This is a genomic window from Streptomyces sp. NPDC052773 (assembly GCF_044547145.1).
In the GTDB taxonomy this organism is placed as follows: domain Bacteria; phylum Actinomycetota; class Actinomycetes; order Streptomycetales; family Streptomycetaceae; genus Streptomyces.
The window spans coordinates 323422-340769 of sequence record NZ_JBITZX010000008.1; the positions used below are offsets into that span (position 1 = coordinate 323422).

The 17348-nt window shown below is 72.2% G+C and carries 16 protein-coding genes and 2 pseudogenes; 10 read left to right on the forward strand and 8 right to left on the reverse strand.

Annotated features, from left to right (window positions below; genetic code table 11):
* Window positions 1-54: 54 nt before the first annotated feature.
* A complete protein-coding gene (locus ACIG0D_RS20495) occupies window positions 55-1389 on the reverse strand; it encodes an aminotransferase class I/II-fold pyridoxal phosphate-dependent enzyme (protein ID WP_399802670.1) in 1335 nt (444 codons plus the stop codon).
* A 36-nt stretch (window positions 1390-1425) separates the two neighbouring features.
* On the opposite strand from ACIG0D_RS20495, the gene ACIG0D_RS20500 reads away from it, so the two are divergent.
* Window positions 1426-2109 (forward strand): pyridoxamine 5'-phosphate oxidase family protein, encoded by a 684-nt coding sequence (locus tag ACIG0D_RS20500; RefSeq protein ID WP_399802671.1) that lies wholly within the window; start codon window positions 1426-1428, stop codon window positions 2107-2109.
* Window positions 2110-2349: 240 nt separating this feature from the next.
* On the opposite strand, the gene ACIG0D_RS20505 is transcribed toward ACIG0D_RS20500, so the two are convergent.
* Window positions 2350-3354, reverse strand: a complete 1005-nt coding sequence (locus ACIG0D_RS20505) for an EamA family transporter (protein WP_399802672.1) — start codon at window positions 3352-3354, stop codon at window positions 2350-2352.
* Between the two features lie 311 nt (window positions 3355-3665).
* A pseudogene (locus ACIG0D_RS20510) lies at window positions 3666-4175 on the reverse strand (Clp protease N-terminal domain-containing protein); the annotation flags it as partial.
* Between the two features lie 199 nt (window positions 4176-4374).
* On the opposite strand from ACIG0D_RS20510, the gene ACIG0D_RS20515 reads away from it, so the two are divergent.
* Complete coding sequence (locus ACIG0D_RS20515; protein WP_399802674.1) at window positions 4375-4563, forward strand: hypothetical protein; 189 nt, start codon at window positions 4375-4377, stop codon at window positions 4561-4563.
* A gap of 16 nt (window positions 4564-4579) precedes the next feature.
* Here the strand turns inward: ACIG0D_RS20515 and ACIG0D_RS20520 are convergent, their stop codons facing one another.
* Window positions 4580-5218, reverse strand: coding sequence for a PadR family transcriptional regulator (locus ACIG0D_RS20520; RefSeq protein WP_399802757.1), 639 nt, complete (start codon window positions 5216-5218; stop codon window positions 4580-4582).
* A gap of 194 nt (window positions 5219-5412) precedes the next feature.
* Between ACIG0D_RS20520 and ACIG0D_RS20525 the strand changes: the two are divergent.
* Window positions 5413-5999 (forward strand): annotated as a pseudogene (locus ACIG0D_RS20525) (integrase); the annotation flags it as partial.
* A gap of 1267 nt (window positions 6000-7266) precedes the next feature.
* On the forward strand, window positions 7267-7689 hold the full coding sequence (locus tag ACIG0D_RS20530) for a DUF6193 family natural product biosynthesis protein (RefSeq protein WP_399802677.1): 423 nt from the start codon (window positions 7267-7269) through the stop codon (window positions 7687-7689).
* 406 nt (window positions 7690-8095) lie between these two features.
* Here ACIG0D_RS20530 and ACIG0D_RS20535 read toward each other — a convergent pair whose 3' ends face one another.
* Entirely contained in the window at window positions 8096-8548 is a 453-nt protein-coding gene (locus tag ACIG0D_RS20535) for a 4-oxalocrotonate tautomerase family protein (protein ID WP_399802679.1), read from the reverse strand.
* On the opposite strand from ACIG0D_RS20535, the gene ACIG0D_RS20540 reads away from it, so the two are divergent.
* Window positions 8541-9083: a MarR family winged helix-turn-helix transcriptional regulator gene (locus tag ACIG0D_RS20540; RefSeq protein ID WP_399802681.1), complete on the forward strand. Its 543-nt coding sequence runs from the start codon at window positions 8541-8543 to the stop codon at window positions 9081-9083. The two genes, ACIG0D_RS20535 and ACIG0D_RS20540, sit on opposite strands and share 8 nt — an antisense overlap.
* A 264-nt stretch (window positions 9084-9347) precedes the next feature.
* On the forward strand, window positions 9348-10157 hold the full coding sequence (locus ACIG0D_RS20545) for a PhzF family phenazine biosynthesis protein (protein ID WP_399802683.1): 810 nt from the start codon (window positions 9348-9350) through the stop codon (window positions 10155-10157).
* 29 nt (window positions 10158-10186) lie between these two features.
* Here ACIG0D_RS20545 and ACIG0D_RS20550 read toward each other — a convergent pair whose 3' ends face one another.
* Complete coding sequence (locus ACIG0D_RS20550) at window positions 10187-10987, reverse strand: CPBP family intramembrane glutamic endopeptidase (protein WP_399802685.1); 801 nt, start codon at window positions 10985-10987, stop codon at window positions 10187-10189.
* A gap of 269 nt (window positions 10988-11256) precedes the next feature.
* Window positions 11257-12792 carry a glutamate--cysteine ligase gene (locus ACIG0D_RS20555; protein WP_399802687.1) on the reverse strand — a complete coding sequence of 512 codons (1536 nt, stop codon included), beginning with the start codon at window positions 12790-12792 and terminating at the stop codon, window positions 11257-11259.
* Window positions 12793-13365: 573 nt separating this feature from the next.
* Here ACIG0D_RS20555 and ACIG0D_RS20560 point away from each other — a divergent pair.
* Window positions 13366-13953, forward strand: coding sequence for a hypothetical protein (locus ACIG0D_RS20560; RefSeq protein ID WP_399802689.1), 588 nt, complete (start codon window positions 13366-13368; stop codon window positions 13951-13953).
* A gap of 334 nt (window positions 13954-14287) precedes the next feature.
* Complete coding sequence (locus ACIG0D_RS20565) at window positions 14288-14494, forward strand: DUF5999 family protein (protein WP_365762031.1); 207 nt, start codon at window positions 14288-14290, stop codon at window positions 14492-14494.
* Window positions 14495-14583: 89 nt separating this feature from the next.
* Here the strand turns inward: ACIG0D_RS20565 and ACIG0D_RS20570 are convergent, their stop codons facing one another.
* On the reverse strand, window positions 14584-16191 hold the full coding sequence (locus ACIG0D_RS20570; protein WP_399802692.1) for a glycoside hydrolase family 43 protein: 1608 nt from the start codon (window positions 16189-16191) through the stop codon (window positions 14584-14586).
* Window positions 16192-16331: 140 nt separating this feature from the next.
* Here ACIG0D_RS20570 and ACIG0D_RS20575 point away from each other — a divergent pair, with 140 nt between their 5' ends.
* Window positions 16332-16895: a hypothetical protein gene (locus ACIG0D_RS20575; protein ID WP_399802695.1), complete on the forward strand. Its 564-nt coding sequence runs from the start codon at window positions 16332-16334 to the stop codon at window positions 16893-16895.
* A 25-nt stretch (window positions 16896-16920) separates the two neighbouring features.
* On the forward strand, window positions 16921-17316 hold the full coding sequence (locus ACIG0D_RS20580; protein WP_399802697.1) for a molybdopterin-binding protein: 396 nt from the start codon (window positions 16921-16923) through the stop codon (window positions 17314-17316).
* Window positions 17317-17348 lie beyond the last annotated feature (32 nt).

Consider the following 17348-nt stretch of genomic DNA (forward strand, 5'->3'; position numbering starts at 1 on the left):
GGTCGTGGCCGCAGGCGCTGCCGTTGTGGGCGCGGTCGTAGCACCTCGCGTGCCTCACGCGTAGCCGCGTACCGCCGCTCCCGGCCCCACCGCAGCCGCGATCGCCTCCGCCAGGGTGTCCGTCTCCGCCTCGGTCAGCGCGGAGACGGTGACCCGGATGCCGGGCGGCGCGCTGATCCGGAAGCGGGCGCCGGGGGCGACCGCCCAGCCCGCGTGCAGGAGGCGGGCGACGGCTCCGGTCTCGTCGGGGACCGGGATCCACACGTTCATGCCGCTGCGGCCGTGCGCGGTGATGCCGCGGTCCGCGAGGGCGTCGATGAGGGCGTCGCGGCGTCGCCCGTACGCCGCCGCCACGGCCCGCGGGTCCACCGCGCCGTCGGTCCACAGCCGCACCACCGCTCGCTGGGTGATCCGGCTGACCCATCCGGGCCCGAGCCGCTGCCGGCCGCGTACCCGGTCCACGGTGACCGGGTCCCCGGTGAGCACGGCGAGGCGCAGGTCGGGGCCGTACGCCTTGGCGACCGAGCGCACCATGGCCCAGTGGCGGGTGGCGCCGGCCAGGGGGTGCAGGGGCAGGTCGACGATCCGGTGCCCGTGGTCGTCCTCGATCAGCAGGGTCTCCGGGTGCTGCCGGAGCACGGACCGCAGGGCACGCGCGCGGGTCGCGGACACCGCGGCTCCGGTGGGGTTCTGGGCCCGGTCGGTCACGATCAGGGCGCGGGCCCCGGCGGCGAGGGCGGCGCGGACGCCGTCGGGGAGCGGTCCGTCGTCGTCCACCTCGACGGGGAGGGTGCGCAGCCCGAGGGCCGGGACGAGGTCGAGGAGGCTGCCCCAGCCGGGGTCCTCGACGGCGACCGCGTCGCCGGGCTTCAGATGGGCGGCGAGGACGCGTTCGATGGCGTCGAGCGAGCCGGAGGTGACCGCCAGGGGTCCGTCCGGCACGCCGTCGGCGTCCAGGTCGGCGCGGGCGATCCGTTCCAGTTCCGGCTCCACCGCCGTCTCGCCGTACAGCACCGGCTGCCGGTCGTTCCGTCCGGCCGCCGCCGCGAAGGCCGCACCGAGCGGGGGCAGCAGCGCCGGGTCCGGGTTGCCGGCGGCCACGTCACGCACCCCCTCCGGCACCTCCACCCGGATGTACTCGCGCCCGGTCGTGGCCGGCGTGGCGCGCACCCGGCTGCCGCGGCGGCCGTCGGTCTCGATGACCCCGCGCTCGCGCAGGGTGCGATACGCGGCGGCGACGGTGTTCGGGTTCACCCCGAGCCGCTGCGCCAACTCCCGCATGGGCGGCAGCAGTCGACCCGGTTCGAGGTCACCGTTCGCCACCGCCTCCTCGACGCTCGCGGAAATCTCCGCTGCGCGCCGCCCTCTGATCGGATATTCTCCTAGCACAAATCCAATTATGCACTAGTGCAATGGAGAGCGCCAATGCAGGGGACCCAGCAGACGCCGTCGCTGCCCGCCGCCTACACCCCGACCGACCGCACCGTCCCCACGCGCTCCGCCGACCGCGCCTCGTACGACAGGGACCTGGTGCACGCGATACTCGACGAGGGCTACGTCTGCCACCTGGGCTTCGTCCGCGACGGCGCCCCGGTCGTGCTGCCGACGCTCTACGGCCGCGTCGGCGAGCGGCTCTACGTGCACGGCTCGACCGGTTCGCGCCCGCTGCGGATGACCGGCAAGGCCGACCCGGGCCTCCCGGTCTGTCTCACGGTCACCCATGTCGACGCGCTGATCCTGGCCCGCTCGGCGTTCCACCACTCGATCAACTACCGCTCGGTGGTGGTGCACGGCCTCGCCTACGACGTCACGGACCCGGACGAGAAGCGCGAGGCCCTGGACGCGCTGGTGGACCACGTGGTGCCCGGCCGCGCCGCGGACTCCCGCCCCGCCAGCAAGAAGGAACTCGCCGCCACCGCCGTCATCCGCCTCGACCTGAACGAGGTCTCCGCCAAGCTGCGCACCGGCGGCGTGAACGACGAGCCCGAGGACCTGGACCTCCCCCACTGGGCGGGCGTCGTCCCCCTGCGCAAGGGCTACGACACTCCGGTCGCCGACCCTGGCCTGGCTCCGGGGACGCCGTTGCCGGGGTATCTTGCGGCGCTCTGAACCGGGCTGACCGGGTGTGCCCAGGGGTGTGGGCGAAGCCGGCCCATGGGCATCATGCGCGGGCAGACGGCGGACCGGCCGGCGAGGCGACCAGCACAGGGCCGCCGCCCAAGGGCCGTACACCCGTGGGACGGCGGCACCGCGATGCGTCTCGCGCGCCCGGCGCCGACCGCCCGCCCCACCGGACGCCGGGCCGGCCCGGCAGGCCGCCGGAGGCAACCGCGCACGCGGCTCCAGCCGTCAGGCGCTGCCGCGCGCGGACAGCTCCCGCTCCCCCGGCCCGCCGCTCGCCACCGGCTCCTGCCCGCTCTTCGCGGGGGTCGAGGACTGCGCGATGAACGCGCCCACCAGCACCACCGCGCCGCCCGCCAGTTGCGGGGCGGAGAGGTGCTCGCCGAGCAGTACCCAAGCCAGCACGGTGGCGATGACCGCCTCGAGGCAGGCCACGACGCCGGCGACCGGCGGCGACAGCCTGCGGACGGCCAGCACGCCGGTGACGTAGGCGACGACCGTGGCGACGAGCACGATCCAGCCGAGCAGCACCCAGGCCGCGACCGGGGTGCCGTCCATGCGCGCGGTGCCGGTGAGCACCGACCAGTCCATGCCCCAGGGCCGGGCCACGAGGGTCAGCACGGCGGCGCCGACGAGCAGGCCGTAGGCGATGACGCCGAGCGGGTCGGGCGCGTCCTCGCCGGAGTCGCTGCCCTGGTCGGACAGGACGAAGTAGCCGACCTGGCAGCAGGCGGCGCCGAGCGCCAGCAGCAGGCCGAGCGCGTCGAAGCGGAGCCCCGACCACACCTCCACGACACAGGCCAGCCCGCCGACCGCGAGCACCACCCCGAGCGCGGCGGCCCGGGTCACCGGCCGCCGCTGCACGAACCGCACCCAGCCGAGGACGAGCGCGGGCGCCAGGTACTCGACGAGCAGCGCGACCCCGACCGGGATACGGGAGATGGCGGCGAAGTAGCAGGCCTGGACACCGGCCACCGCCAGCAGCCCGAACCCGGCGAGCAGCGCGGGCCGGCGGCGCACCAGCGCCCGGTGCCGCACGGCGAGCGGCAGCATCACCAGGGCGGCGCCGGCCACCCGCAGCCACACCACGTGCAGCGGGTCGAGACCGGCCTCGATCAGCGGCTTGGCCGCGACTCCGGACCCGCCGAACGCGACGGCCGACGCGAGTGCGAGACCGAGCCCGAGGCCCTTCCCGCGGTTGCCCTGACTGCTCTCAGAGGTACGCACCGGCACATGATGACAGGCGATGACATGAGCGTCACCCCCGATGACACCTGTCTCAGTGACTGGACGTCAGCGCCCGGTCAGAGCCCCGGCTCACCCCCGGCGGCGCACTCCTGCGACGCGCCCTCGATCAGCGGCACGTCGAGCGCCCGGCCGTCGATCCGCGGGCCCTCGACAAGCCGGTCACCGACAGGCCGGTCATCGACAGGCCGGCCCTCAATCGACCGGTCATCGAACGGCCGGTCATCGAACGGCCGGTCATCGAGAGGCCGCCGGTCGTCGATCGGCTCACCATCCAGCGGCCAGTCATCCACCGACGGCTCATCGATCCGAGCCCGCAGCCGTGCCACGTCCACCCCGGCGCGGCCCAGCACCTCGACCGCCCGCGCGCCGGGGTCGGCGATGATCCCCGCGAGCAGGTCGGTCCCGCACGCCCGGTCGGCGCCGCGCCCCGCGGCCCGCCCGCAGGCGTACGACAGCGCCGCCGCGGCCACCGGCGACCAGCCCTCGGCCGCCCCGGGTACGACCGGGACGGCGCCGGAGTCCTCGACGCCGCTCTGCCAGCGCAGGCCGTAGCCGATGCTGCGCTGCACGAGATAGCCGAGCAGCCGGGCGAGCTGCGGTCCGTCGAGGAGGGCGCGCACCTCGGGGTCGTAGTCCAGCAGCGAGTGGAGCAGATGGGCGGTGTCGATCTGCCGGTCCCCGTCGCGCACGGCCCGCCGGCGGGCAGCCGTGAGCACCGATGCCAGCTCGGGGCCGAGCCCGGCATCGTCGTCCACGCGGTGGGTTCCCTGGTCACGGCCCGACTGCCGGGGAATACGGGGTTGCACATCCCCCACCTCATCAGCTCACGGTGATCGGGGCATCCCCGGCAGGACGCATTTCCACGTCCCACACAGAGCGGACATCCCCGGCCGGAATCTCCTCCCTACGGATGAGATCAGGCCGTATCTCATCTCAGGGCGCGCGCCGCCTTGCCGTGCGCCCCGGGGGGCAACCATCGTGCCCGGCCGCACGTCACACAGGGCGATGGAGAGGGAGTGCTGGCTGGCCGCCCTTCCGGCGGTCGACGGACGGCAGTACGTGTACCGGGTGTACACCCCGGAGGACGCACTGCCGGCCGACCTGTTCTGGGACGCCTGGCACTGTCACGACGAGGGCCCCTTCCCGCGCGCGTGGGACGTGTTCGACGCGGCGGTGATACGGCGCGTGGGCTGACCGCGGGTGCCGCGGCTCAGTCCTCGTCGGCGAGGATCAGATACAGCTTCTTGCGGGCGTCGTTGATGACCCCCAGCGCCTTCTCGCGCTGCTCGGCGGTGCCGGTCTTCCAGACCTGGCCGAAGGCCTCCATCAGACCGAAACCGGCCTGGCGGATGTCGTTCAGCGCCTCCCAGTCGACCCCGCGCGAGGCCTCTTCCCAGGGGGCGTCCGGGCCGTCCTCGGCCGCCGCGCGGCCCGCCGCCGTGAGCGAGAACAGCTTCTTGCCACCCTCCGTCTCACTGGAGATCAGACCCTCGTCCTCCAGCAGCTGGAGGGTGGGGTAGACCGAGCCGGGGCTCGGCTTCCACGCGCCGCCGCTGCGCTCGGCGATCTCCTGGATCATCTCGTAGCCGTGCATCGGCCGGTCCTTCAGCAGAGCCAGGATCGAGGCCCGTACATCACCCCGCCGTGCCCTGCCGCGCGGCCCGCCGCGTCCGCGCGGGCCCCAGGGGCCCGCCCCGAAGCCCGGTCCGCCGAAGCCGGGGCCACCCGGCCCGAAGGGACCGAAGGCGGCACGCCACCCCTCGGACCCACCACCGAGTCCACCGCCGAAACCACCCCGGCCGTGACGGCCGGAACCACCGTGTCCACGCTCGAATCCGTGGGAACGCAGGGCGATCACTCCATTCACTCGTTGATCTCTCGTGATCATTCCTTGATCTGTCGCGTATCGTTCGCGATGCCTCAACGATATATCGGAACAGTTCGCCCGACAAGCCCGGCCACATCAATCCGTGTCCCGTGACTGCGAATCTCGTTCGATTTCCACTGAACTTCGATCACCTGGACGACGCGGTGGTCGCGGCGATGCGGCAGGCGATCGACGAGGCCGTGGACGCCTCGACTCGCACGGGCACGTTCCTGCTCTGGCGGACCGGCGAGATCCTCAAGGCTTCCCCAGCCGGGCAGCAGGTCAGGCTGCCCTCGCAGCGGACCGTCTACCGGCTGCTGGCGAAGCTGACCGCGGGCACCCACACCACCGGCTCCGCCACCACCCGCCGCTCAAGGGCCCACGGAGCCCAAGGACCGCACGGCGAACTGCCGGTGTTCGCCCCCGGCGAGGTCATGCAGATCGACTCCACCCCGCTGGATGCGCTGGTCCGGCTGGACAACAGCATCACCGGGAAAGTCGAGCTGACCGCGATGGTCGACGTCGCGACCAGGACGGTGACTGCGGCGGTGATGCGGCCGACCACGAAGTCGGTCGACGCCAGCGTGCTGCTGGCCCGCACCACGCCCGAACCTATGCGGCCGGGCTGGGTGCACGCGTTGAAGATGTCCCGCTCGGTGGTGCCGCACCGCCGGCTGCTGGCCCTGGACGAACGGCTGGAGCACGCCGCCGCCCGGTGATCGTCCCGGAGGTGATCGTCTGCGACCACCGCAAGGCCGTCGTCGGGGTCTGCACTGACTCCCGCACCGGCATGGTCCTGGTCGACGAGCTGCACAACGTCTCGCTCACCACCCGACACGGCGCCGAGGTCGCCGACACCCTGAAGTACTTTTCCGAACGCATCCCCGCGACATTCATCTACGCGGGCATCGACATCGAGCGCAGCACACTGCTGACCGGCACCCGGGGCGCCCAGATCGCCGACCGTTTCACCCTGATCCCCACCCGCCCGTTCCCTTACAACAGCGAGTGGCAGGGCCTGGTCGCCACCATGGAGGACACCCTCAACCTGCGTCGGCACAAACCCAACACCCTGGCCAAGCTGGACCGATACCTGCACGACCGCACCGGCGGCAGGATCGGCGCACTCTCCCACCAAGTCCGAGGCGCCGCGATGGACGCGATCCTCGACGGATCCGGGAAGATCACCAAGGCAGGGCTTGAAGCCATCCCCTTGGACGTCGCCGCCGAGGCACCCGAGTTCCGCAGCCCTGGCACCATCCGATGACCCAGGAACGGCTCCGGCCCCTGCCGGTTCAGGTCCGATCCCAGGCCGGGGCATCCGGGCATACATCGTCCGCCTCGCCCACGCCAACCACCTCCCATCCCGCTACCTGCGGACCTACCTCTGCGAACCGCCCCGTCATCTCGGTCTTCCGAGCTTCGGCCGCCTGGCCCTCGTGACCGGGCGGGACGCTGAAACCCTCCGGATCACCCTGGAGACCAAGCGCTGCCTGGAATGCGGCGCGGCCATGCCCCCTCTCGGAATCCTCGGCCGCCAGGCCCTGCGGTGTTCGCAGGCCTGCCGCCAAAAGGCATACCGCAGGCGGAACCCCGCGCTCACTGGCCCAAAGTCCCCTGCAAGCACTGCGGGAAGAAGATGCGGGTCCGTCCCGGACAGCGTTACCGCCTGTGCTCCTCCGCCTGCCGGCGGGCTGACTACCTCCAACAGAAGCGAGAATGGTGGGAGAGCATCGGGCGCGGAGAACCCCTGACCTGCCCTGGCTGCGGCGATCCTGTGTTCTCGACAATCCGCATGACCTGTTCGGACCGATGCCGTCAGCGAGTGCACCGCCAGCGAACCAAGCAACCCCGTTCTAACCCGCCCCCACCACCTCCTCCACCCCCGCAGACGGTGGAGCCTGCGCGGTTTGTCACGAACCGCTGCCGCCAGGACCGGGCTGGCTCCAGCGCCGGACCTGCTCACAACGCTGTCGGCAGAAGGCCTACCGCCAGCGGAAGAATGAGTAGCGGCAGGGATGATGGTCACTATGGATACGACGACGTCGGGCCGGGCTCTGGTCGAAGCAGGTTGGCAGAAGGTCCGCGACGACGGGCGGGTCCGTCCGGAGCTGCTCGAAGCTGCCTACGCCGAACCCCGCCTACAACAACTGTTCCCGTGGACCGGAATGGGAGAGCTGCACTTCAGCCGCTGCACAGAGCAGCGATGGACGTGGGACATTCCCTACATCCAGCCCGCGGCAGACGGCGGCTACTTGGTCTCCGGCCCTCTGCGCAGCGAGACCGTCGGGCCGGCCGCGACGCCACAGGAGGCCATCGCGATGGTGGTCGAGCGCCTCCCTCCGAACTCTGGACCTGCTTTCGTCGGAACCCCAGAAGAACTCGCAGCCCACGAAGCCGCGGCCTCGTCCGCAGCCGCTGGGCCCCGGAACTCCGACCGCTCCGCGAACTGATCCCGTTTCCACCGTCGGGGCCGGGGTCCCCCACCGTGTCACCGCTCAGGCATCCGCGGGTTGATCAAACTTCGCTGACAATGGTCAAACTTCACTGTCACAGGACAATCCAGCAGGGCTGGAGCGGGACCGACTACTGCTGATGGACTTCGATCCGAGCGTGGTGGGGATCGGCTCGCAGCCGTTCCGGCTGCACTGGCATGACGGCGAGCCCGTCTGCTCTGCGCCCAGGCCGGGTGGAGGTTCGAGCGGCCGGGAACACCGGGCGCGGTGCTGCTCGCGGATGTCCGGCGGCTGCCGCGCTACCGGCACCCACGGTGTCTGCACCACCTGGTGGCTGCCCGGCTCCGGGAGGTCTTCGCAGCCCTGGGACCTCTCATGGTGGGGTGGTGGCCCAGATGGAGGGTCACTCGGCGAGGGCGCCGCCGACGAAGGTGCGTTCCGGCGGTGACGCCACGAGTTCGACCATGGTGCCGGCGCGGAGGTCATCGCCGACGACGCGCGTGATCGCGTCAGTGAGGGCGGTGCCGAGGCGCGCGGTGATCTGGTCGGCGTCGGGGCGGTCGAAAACGCCGGCACGGACACCCAAGATCACCGAGGCGTTTGTGTCCACGGCCCTGCCACCCTGCGCGAAACGGCCTGCGGGGACTCCGGCCAGGCGGACGCTCACGAGGTCGCGGGCCCATTCGCCGTAGACGTCGACGACAGCGTCGGTCAGTGCGGCGACGAGCATGGGTTCGTTCCCGGTCAGCCTGCTCTCTGGAAGGTGGACGGTCAGATGCGGCATAGTGAACCTCGTTCCCTTTGAATCTAAAGCCTTTGTTTTCAAAGGTATCTGGAAGAGGTCGCTGATGTCCACGGAATCGGATGGTCCAGCCGTCAACGAGGCCGTCCGCGCCCTGCTGTTGCTCATGCCACGGCTCGTGGGCCGCGCCAAGCGTCTGCCCATCCCTCCGGCGCTCCAGGGTCTGGACCTGGCGCCGCGACACCTCGCGCTGCTGGCCCACCTGGAGTACGACGGCCCCACCAGCGTCAACGAGCTGGCCGCTCGGCTGGAGGTGGCCCCGACGACCGTCAGCCTCATGGTCAGCGAGCTGTCACGGCCGGGCGTCCTGCAGCGCACCGCCGATCCCGCCGACCGCCGCCGCCGCATCATCGCCATCGCCCCCGCCTACGCCGCACCGATCGGCGAATGGCTTTCCGGCAGCGCCTCTGCCTGGGAACGCGTCATGCGGGGTCTCGACCCCGCGGAACGCGCCACAGTCATCACCGCCCTGCACGCCTACGAGGCCGCCTTGGAGCAGGTGGGCGACCAGCATCGGAACGCGCAGCCGCGTCAGCGGGCTCGGCGGAGTCGGCGGGACGACTCGGGAGTCGCCGGCGCCGGGACCTGACGGCCCGACCAGTACAGCGGAAGCCCGACCTGAGACCGGACAGCACTCAGCCTGTTCGGTCCTGGCCCCCGAGATGTGTCTCGACGAACCAAGTCCCCGCGTCTCACCCCATGCAGTCCACGCGGATCAACGAGGCGCGGACGACCAACTTCGTTGAGACAGGACGATCCAGCACTCGCGGATTGGCCGTGGCCCGCGGGGGACAGTCCAGCACTCGCGGATTGGCCCTCGCCCGCGGCTCCGCCGACCCCCTAGCGTCGCCCCATGCGCATTCGAATCGTCGACGCCTTCACCGACCGCCCCTTCGCCGGCAACCCTGCCGGGGTCCTCCTCCTCGACACCTTCCCGGACGACGCCTGGCTGCAGAACGTCGCCATGGAGGTCAACCACGCCGAGACGGCCTTCGCGCACCGGCTGCCCGAGGGCGGGGAGGCCGACTGGGCCCTGCGCTGGTTCACCCCGGTCGCCGAGGTCGACATGTGCGGCCACGCCACCCTGGCCACCGCCCACGTCCTCGCCACCACCGGCGCCCATGAGGGTCCCGTGCGCTTCGCCACCCGCAGCGGCGTCCTGATCGCCACGCCCCGCGAGGACGGCTCGGTCACCCTCGACTTCCCGACCGCACCGCTCACGCCCGTCGCGGTCCCGGACGGCGTCGCCGACGCCCTGGGCGCCGAGCCGCTCGCCGCCTTCGACACCGGACCGCACGTGGGCGATCTGCTGATCGAACTCGCCGACGAGAAGACGGTCCACGCCCTGGCGCCCGACCACAAGGCGCTCGCCGCGTACTCCCGCCGCGGCGTCATCGCGACCGCCCGCGCCGAGGACCCGGCCCGCGGGTACGACTTCGTCTCCCGCTGCTTCTTCCCCGGCCTCGGCATCGACGAGGACCCGGTGACCGGCAGCGCCCACACGGCGCTCGCCCCGTTCTGGGCCGACCGCCTCGGCCGCCCCGCCCTGACCGGACTGCAGGCCTCGCCGCGCTCCGGCCGCGTCCACGTCGAACTGCGCGGCGACCGCACCCTGCTCGGCGGCCACGCGGTGACCGTGATCGAGGGCGACCTGCACGCCTGAGACACGAGGAGCTGCCGGCCGCCCGTGGGTCAGGCGGTCGGCAGCCAGTCCACCTTGCCCGCCAGCAGCGCGTAGCCCACGAACGCCCCGATGTCGAGCAGCGAGTGCGCCACCACCAGGGGGCCCACCCGTCCCCAGCGCCGGTACAGGTGGACGAAGACGACGCCCATCACGAGGTTGCCGATGAAGCCGCCGATGCCCTGGTAGAGGTGGTACGAGCCGCGCAGCAGCGCGCTGCCCATCAGCGCGCTGCCGGGCGACCACCCCAACTGGTTCAGCCGGCGCAGCAGATAGCCGACGACGATGACCTCTTCCAGTACGGCGTTCTGCACCGCCGAGAGGATCAGCACCGGGTACTTCCACCACACGTCGGGGAGCGCCTCGGGCACCACGGTCAGGTTGAAGCCGAGGCCCCGCGCGGCGAGGTAGAAGGCGATGCCGGTACTGCCGATCACAGCGGCGATCGCCGCGCCGCGCCCGAGGTCGGACCAGGGCCGGGTGCGGTCGAAACCGAGGGTGCGCAGGCTCTGCCCCTCGCGCAGCAGGAAGTGCGCGACCAGGGCGACGGGCACCAGCGCCGTCGTGATGCCGAAGAGCTGCCAGGCGAGGTCGAGCCAGGGACGGCCCGGCGCCGCCGAGGCGTTGAGGGTGGCGGCCTGGTCCTTGAGGCCGCCCGGCCGGGTCACCGACCCGACGAAACTGATCAGCGCGGATACCCCGCTGGCGCCCAGCGACAGGGCCAGCACCAGCACCGTCTCGTCCCGCAGCACCCGCCGCCGCGGCCGCTCCGCCGACGAGGCCCCAGCCACCACACCCGCCTCGCCCCGCACCCTGCCTCCCGCTGCCTCACGGCCCGCCCCACGTCCGGGACGGATCCGAGACAGAGCTTACGAACCGTACGGCGTCCCCTCACCGACACCCTCCGCCAAGGCCGCAGAGGCGCTGCTCGACGGTTGTCGGACAGAGCGGCGCGCGGTCGTCGCCGCCCGGCTGAGCGCCGCCGACCAGGCGCTGCCGCTGGTGCGCGGCGGCAAGGATCCGCGCTCGTACGTCCCGGGTGCCGCCCGGGGCCCTGACGCGGCCCCTCGCCGCCCGCCAGTCACCCTCCCCGCCGAACCGACCCGGTCGGCACCGGCTCCGGCAGCCCCACCGGCCACAGATGCACCGGCTCACCCTCCCGCATGAGTTCCGCGTACCGCCGGGTCGTCGCGGCCAGTGCCGCCGCCCGCGGCAGTCCCGCCTCCAGCGCCCGGTGGAACGTCGCGACCTGCCACGACGCCCCGTTGACCCGCCGCCGGCACCGCTCCTCGATCACCCCGAGGTACAGATCCCGGTCCGCCGGTTCCACGCCCCACGCGTCCAGCCCCGCCTCGGCCAGCGGCAGCAGTTCGTCGCGGACGAGGCTCACCGCGTCCACCTCGGCAAGCCCGCCGTACCGCCCGCGCCGCGGCCAGGTGAACCGCGCGTCGATGCCGTACCGGCAGGCCGCGTCGAAGTTGGCGGCAGCCGTCTCGAAGGGCAGCCGGGTCCACAGCGGCCGGGACTCCTCGGCCAGGGCCCGGACCAGGCCGTAGTAGAAGGCCGCGTTCGCGACGACGTCGGTCACGGTCGGCCCGGCCGGCAGCACCCGGTTCTCCACCCGCAGATGCGGAACCCCGTCGGCGATGCCGTACACCGGCCGGTTCCAGCGATAGACCGTGCCGTTGTGCAGCACCAGTTCGGAGAGGGCCGGCACCCCGCCCGCGTCCAGGACGTCCAGCGGCTCCTCGTCGTCGCAGATCGGCAGCAGCGCCGGGAAGTAGCGCAGGTTCTCCTCGAACAGGTCGTACGCCGAGGAGATCCACCGCTCACCGAACCAGGTCCGCGGCCGCACACCCTGCGCCTGGAGTTCGGGCGGGCGGGTGTCGGTGGACTGCTGGAACAGCGGTGGCCGGGACTCACGCCACAGCTCCCGGCCGAACAGGAACGGCGAGTTCGCCCCTACGGCTATCTGCGCGGCCGACGCCGCCTGCGCCGCGTTCCACACATCGGCGAACCGGCCCGGCGTGACCTGGAGGTGCAGCTGCACCGAGGTGCAGGCGGCCTCCGGCGTGATGGACCTCGCGGTGCAGACCAGATGCTCCACACCCTCTATGTCGAGCGTGAAGTCCTCCCCGCGCGCGGCCACGATCTGATCGTTGAGCAGCGTGTAGCGGTCGACGTCGGAGAGGTTGGAGGAGACCAGGTCGTCGCGCTCCAGGGTCGGCAGAATGCCGATCATCACGATTCCCGCGTCGACCTCCCCGGCTTTGCGGTGCGCATAGGCCAGCGACGTGCGGAGCTCCTCGGCCAGCCGGTCGAATACCCGCCCGCCCAGCCGGTGGGGGGCGATGTTGACCTCGAGGTTGAACATGGCGAGTTCCGTTTGGAAATCGCGGCTGGCGATCCTTTCGAGTACTTGACCGTTCAGCATTCTCGGCATGCCGTCCGCGCCCGCGAGATTCAGCTCGATCTCCAGGCCCATGAGATTCTTGGGCCGATCGAACCGCTTCTCCTCCAGTAGCCGCTCCAAGCCCGTCAGGCACTTGTGGAGCTTGTCGCGATACCGCTGCCGATCGGACAGGTCGAACGCGCCTGCCACGACCTTCTCCCCCATCGAAGCGTCCCTCCTTCGGTGGGCGGGCCGGGCGCTCCGGCCGCCGATGTCCGGGTCAGGGGGGATGATGCCCCGCCGAAGCGATCCATAACGTGCCCGGCCGACGCCCCGGAGGGCTACTCTGGTCACATCGGTGGGCGTTGATCGGTGGCACATTCATCCGGCATGACACAGGGTGCAATTTCACCACCGCGCTCCCTCGTGAAAAACGCCGACGAGAAATGGCCGACCGCAGCCGGGGCATTTACCGAGGTCAGCCCCGTGCAGTCGGCTCGGAATCGGGATGTTTCCCCGCGTTTCGGCGGCACCCCACCGGCTGAATGACTTCTTGCCCGACTTCCCCGGAACAGCTAGACGAAACACCGGGTGAACAGGTGTCGTATAAACTCCGCGAACAAGGCAGAGAAGGTTGGCGCCCGGTCGCCGGAGCCTGCCGTCGGCACTCCACGGCAGCCCTCACCCACACATCTGTGCGCGGACCCCGGTTCCGCCTCTCTGACCTCGTGAGCTGACAGCGCCGTCCGCCCCCACCCCCTCGCTTCACCGTGCCTGTCGAATGAGAGGCGACCCACCATGCCGCTGCATGTCCCCCCGGCTCCCGCGCCGGCACTTCGCTCCGTCCTGACAGCCCTCGGTTCCCCCACCGCCGTCCGCGAGGCCCGAACTCCCTCGCTGCTCAGCGCCCAGGGTCCCGTCACCCCCGAGCTGCCGCTTCCGGTGCACGTCCTCGACAGCGTCAGCGCCAAAGGCGTACCCGCCACCCGGCTGGCCGGCTGGCGCTTCCTGATCCGCTGCGGCGACCGCGCCGTGGCCGCGGCGGAGACCATGCTGACCCCCGACGGCTGGGCGTTCTCGCACTTCTTCGAGGGGCCGTACGTCCGGTCCACCGAGCAGGCACTGCACCAGGCCGAGACGACCCTGACCCAGACGTACCAGCCGCGGCTGCTGTCCGTGCCCGGCCTCTACATGCTCACCCTGTGGCTGCACGGCGACTACGCCGCGGACGGGGCCACCGGCGTGCCCGCGGCCACCGATCTGCTGGTTCCGCTGGCGCCCGCCCCGCCCGGGATCGCCGCGAACCGCCCGCACCGGGTCGCCGACCTGCTCCCGGTGCTGACCCTCCGGACGACCCCGCCGCCCCTCCTGGGCTCGCCTGCCTGACGGCCGCCACACCCCCGGCGTCCGGTCCTGTGCGTCGCCCCGTACCCCGCCACGGAACCCCGTGGCGGGGTACGCGCGTTCGCCCGCCACTCCGTACCAGGGAACGGACGTTCGCCACACCCCCCGCCCGGACTAGCCCCTTCCGGCCCCCGAGAACCATCCAAAAGGACAGTGCAGTCGGGATGAACCGTCCGCGCGGGTGACGCGTCATGAACCTGTGAGAAGCGGTGCTGCGAAATCCCTGCGGATCGACGCCCGTAGGGCAACACTGGGTTCGACCGACACATCGCATACGGGGGCGGCCATGAACACGACAGAGCGAAAGATCCCTTCCATGTGCCAGCACCAGCCACCGTGCCCGACCGCCGACTCCGCCGACCGGGAATCCGCCCGTCTCGTGGCGCACCACCCGGAGCAGGGGTGGAGCCTGCTGTGCAACGGCGTCGTCCTCTTCGAGGACACCGGTGAGCTTCTGCCGGACGGCCAGATCATCGCCCCGCACCGTCCTCTGGACACCGGCCGGGTGATGACGGCCGCCTGAGCACCACCGCACGAACGGGGCCGGCCCACGGACCGGCCCCGCCGCATGTCCGGCACGATACGTGCGGCACACGGCCCGTCCGGCAGCGCTCAGGCCCCCGCCTCGTAGGCGAACCAGTCGAACGCCGCCTGCCCCTCGGTGACGTACATGCCGATCACCCGGCCGGTGAAACCGCCGGCGACCTCGGTGGACAGATACCGCCCGTCCAGCTCCGCCAGCCGTACGCCCCCGTCCATGCGCCCATCCGGGCCCTCTCCCCTGCCCGTGCCCCCGTCCCGGCCCTCTCCCCTGCCCGTGCCCCCATCCCGGCCCTCGCCCGGGCCGTCGTCCGCGCCCCCCACCCAGAACGCGAGCGTGTCCGGCCCGCCGGCCCTGACGCCGGTCGTGTCCTCGCCGGGCCGTACCGCCGTCGGCGGGCGGACGTCGCTCGTCCGGATGTCCACGGCGAGGGTGACCGGCCCCGGCGGCACCAGGTGCTCCGCCAGGCACTGGCGCACCGGCCCGATCCGGGCGATCACGCGCGCCGTTCCCCCGGCGACCTCGAGGTCGTAGTGGTGGGCCTCGTCCATCCGGACCGACAGCCCGGCCCGCCCGGCCCCCGGGTCCAGCCGGACGGAGGCCCGGCAGTCGTGATGCTGCTGCCGCCGACCGACGAAGGTGTGGCCGGGGCGGTCCAGGCTGTCCCCGGTCGCGGTCAGCGTCAGCCGGCCCGGCCGCTCGGTCAGCGACCAGGAGCCGTCGGGGCGACCGTGCGGGGAGATCCAGTACGGGGCGAGGGTCGTGCCGTCGAAGTCGTCCCGCGCCGGTTCCGCCGCCACCGGATGCCAGGCCGCGGGCGCCGGATGCCGCTCGCGCACCGGTCCGACCCGGGGCCAGCCGTCCCCCCACTCCACCGGGGCCAGGAACGTCTCGCGACCCAGGACGTGGAACTCCGGGAAGAAGCCGCGCGGCCGGGTACCGAGGAGCACCATCCACCAGCTGCCGTCGGCCGCCTGGACCAGATCGGCGTGCCCGGTGCACTGGACGGGCTCGCGGCTGCCGCTGTGGGACAGGACCGGGTTGTGCGGGGCGGGCTCGTACGGGCCCAGGGGGGTGCGGGCGCGGGCGATGGACACGGAGTGGCCGCGCGCGGTGCCGCCCTCGGCGACCAGCAGGTACCACCAGTCCCCGATCCGGTACAGATGCGGGCCCTCCGGGTCCCGCTTCCCCGAACCGGACCACACCGGCACCGGCCCCTCCAGCACCTTCCCCGTGGCCGGGTCGATCCGGGCGACGCCGACGCCCGCCAGGGCCACCCAGCAGGTGCCGTCGTCGTCCCACGCCAGGTCGGGGTCGATGCCGGGCAGGTCGATCCAGACCGGGTCGGACCAGGGGCCCTCGGGCCGCTCGCTGGTGACGAGGAAGTTGCCCCCGCCGCCGACGTTGGTGGTGATGACGTGGAACCGCCCGTCGTGGTGGCGGATGGTCGGGGCGTAGATCCCGCCCGACGCCGGCACCTCCGGCGGCAGCGGCAGTTGGCCCGGCCGGTCGAGCACGTTGCCGATCTGGCGCCAGTGCACCAGGTCCCGGCTGTGGAAGACCGGTATGCCCGGGAAGTACTCGAAGCTGGAACAGACCAGGTAGTAGTCCTCGCCGACCCGGCAGACACTCGGGTCGGGGTGGAAACCGGCGAGGACCGGGTTCTCGTAAGTCCGCATGCGTCACAGCCCTTCGTGAGTCACCCCGAGCCTGCGACGCCCACGCCCCCGGCAAACCCGCGTCAAGAAACCCCTTTCCACCCGTCAGCGTCCCGTCAAGCCGCCCCGCCCGGGCCGTACGGCTCCCTAGCGTCGAACACATGAAGCCCCCCGACGGCACGCGACCCGATCCGTCCCGGTTACCGGAGCGGCACTCCGGCCCCACGGCGTACGACCGCCAGTGGACACGGCATCTGCGCGGCGCGCTCGCCTCCGCCGCCGTACTGCTCGGAGCGCTGCTCCTCATCGACTGGGCCGCCACCACCCTCACCCCCTGGCGCGGCGCCCTCTGGCTGGTCCTGGCCGCACTGCTCTTCCTGATGCTGTGCCCGCCCCGCGTCGCGGCCGGCACCGGCTGGCTGGAGACGCGGTTCCTGCTGCGCACCCGCCGGGTCCGCACCGATCTGCTGGTCTCCGTGCGCTGCTCCGACGGCATCGCCCAGCGCCTGGTCCTGCGCGACGCGCTGGGCGCCCGGGTCGAACTCGATCCCCGGGTCCTCGTCGCCAACCCCGAGTTGTGGCACCGCCTCGACGAGGACGCCCAGCGCGCGCAGACCGCCGGCGCGCTGCTGTGCGGCCGGACCGCGCTGGACCGCCTCGGCCGGCGCGTCGACCGCGAGACCGCGCACGCCGTGTTCCGGGTGTCCGGTCTGGAGGATCCTTGAGAGGGCCCGCCCTATCGTGACGTGCATGCACTCCTACACCATCGGCCAGGCCGCACGACTGCTCGGCGTCAGCCCCGACACCGCCCGCCGCTGGGCGGACGCGGGCCGGGTGGCGACCCACCGCGACGAATCAGGCCGCCGGCTCATCGACGGCCGGGACCTCGCCGCGTTCTCGGTGGAACTCGCGCACGCCGGAAACACCGAGGAGGAGACCCCGTACACCTCGGCCCGCAACGCCTTCCCCGGCATCGTGACCGCGATCAAGCTCGGTGACGTCGCCGCCCAGGTGGAGATCCAGGCGGGCCCGCACCGCCTGGTCTCCCTGCTCACCCGCGAGGCCGTGGAGGAGCTGGGCCTGGAAGTCGGGATGGAGGCCACCGCCCGGGTGAAGTCGACGAATGTCCATATCGACCGCAGCTGAGAGCCCACTCGCTCCGTACGAACGCACGTGCG

Excerpts from the sequence above, each read along its gene's own strand:
- ACIG0D_RS20515 (WP_399802674.1), top strand. The coding sequence starts at position 4,375 with ATGGAGAGGGAGTGCTGGCTGGCCGCCCTTCCGGCGGTCGACGGACGG.
- ACIG0D_RS20500 (WP_399802671.1), top strand. The coding sequence starts at position 1,426 with ATGCAGGGGACCCAGCAGACGCCGTCGCTGCCCGCCGCCTACACCCCG.
- ACIG0D_RS20560 (WP_399802689.1), top strand. The coding sequence starts at position 13,366 with ATGCCGCTGCATGTCCCCCCGGCTCCCGCGCCGGCACTTCGCTCCGTC.
- ACIG0D_RS20570 (WP_399802692.1), bottom strand. The coding sequence starts at position 16,191 with ATGCGGACTTACGAGAACCCGGTCCTCGCCGGTTTCCACCCCGACCCG.
- ACIG0D_RS20575 (WP_399802695.1), top strand. The coding sequence starts at position 16,332 with ATGAAGCCCCCCGACGGCACGCGACCCGATCCGTCCCGGTTACCGGAG.
- ACIG0D_RS20530 (WP_399802677.1), top strand. The coding sequence starts at position 7,267 with ATGGATACGACGACGTCGGGCCGGGCTCTGGTCGAAGCAGGTTGGCAG.
- ACIG0D_RS20565 (WP_365762031.1), top strand. The coding sequence starts at position 14,288 with ATGTGCCAGCACCAGCCACCGTGCCCGACCGCCGACTCCGCCGACCGG.
- ACIG0D_RS20580 (WP_399802697.1), top strand. The coding sequence starts at position 16,921 with ATGCACTCCTACACCATCGGCCAGGCCGCACGACTGCTCGGCGTCAGC.
- ACIG0D_RS20540 (WP_399802681.1), top strand. The coding sequence starts at position 8,541 with ATGTCCACGGAATCGGATGGTCCAGCCGTCAACGAGGCCGTCCGCGCC.
- ACIG0D_RS20555 (WP_399802687.1), bottom strand. The coding sequence starts at position 12,792 with ATGGGGGAGAAGGTCGTGGCAGGCGCGTTCGACCTGTCCGATCGGCAG.
- ACIG0D_RS20545 (WP_399802683.1), top strand. The coding sequence starts at position 9,348 with ATGCGCATTCGAATCGTCGACGCCTTCACCGACCGCCCCTTCGCCGGC.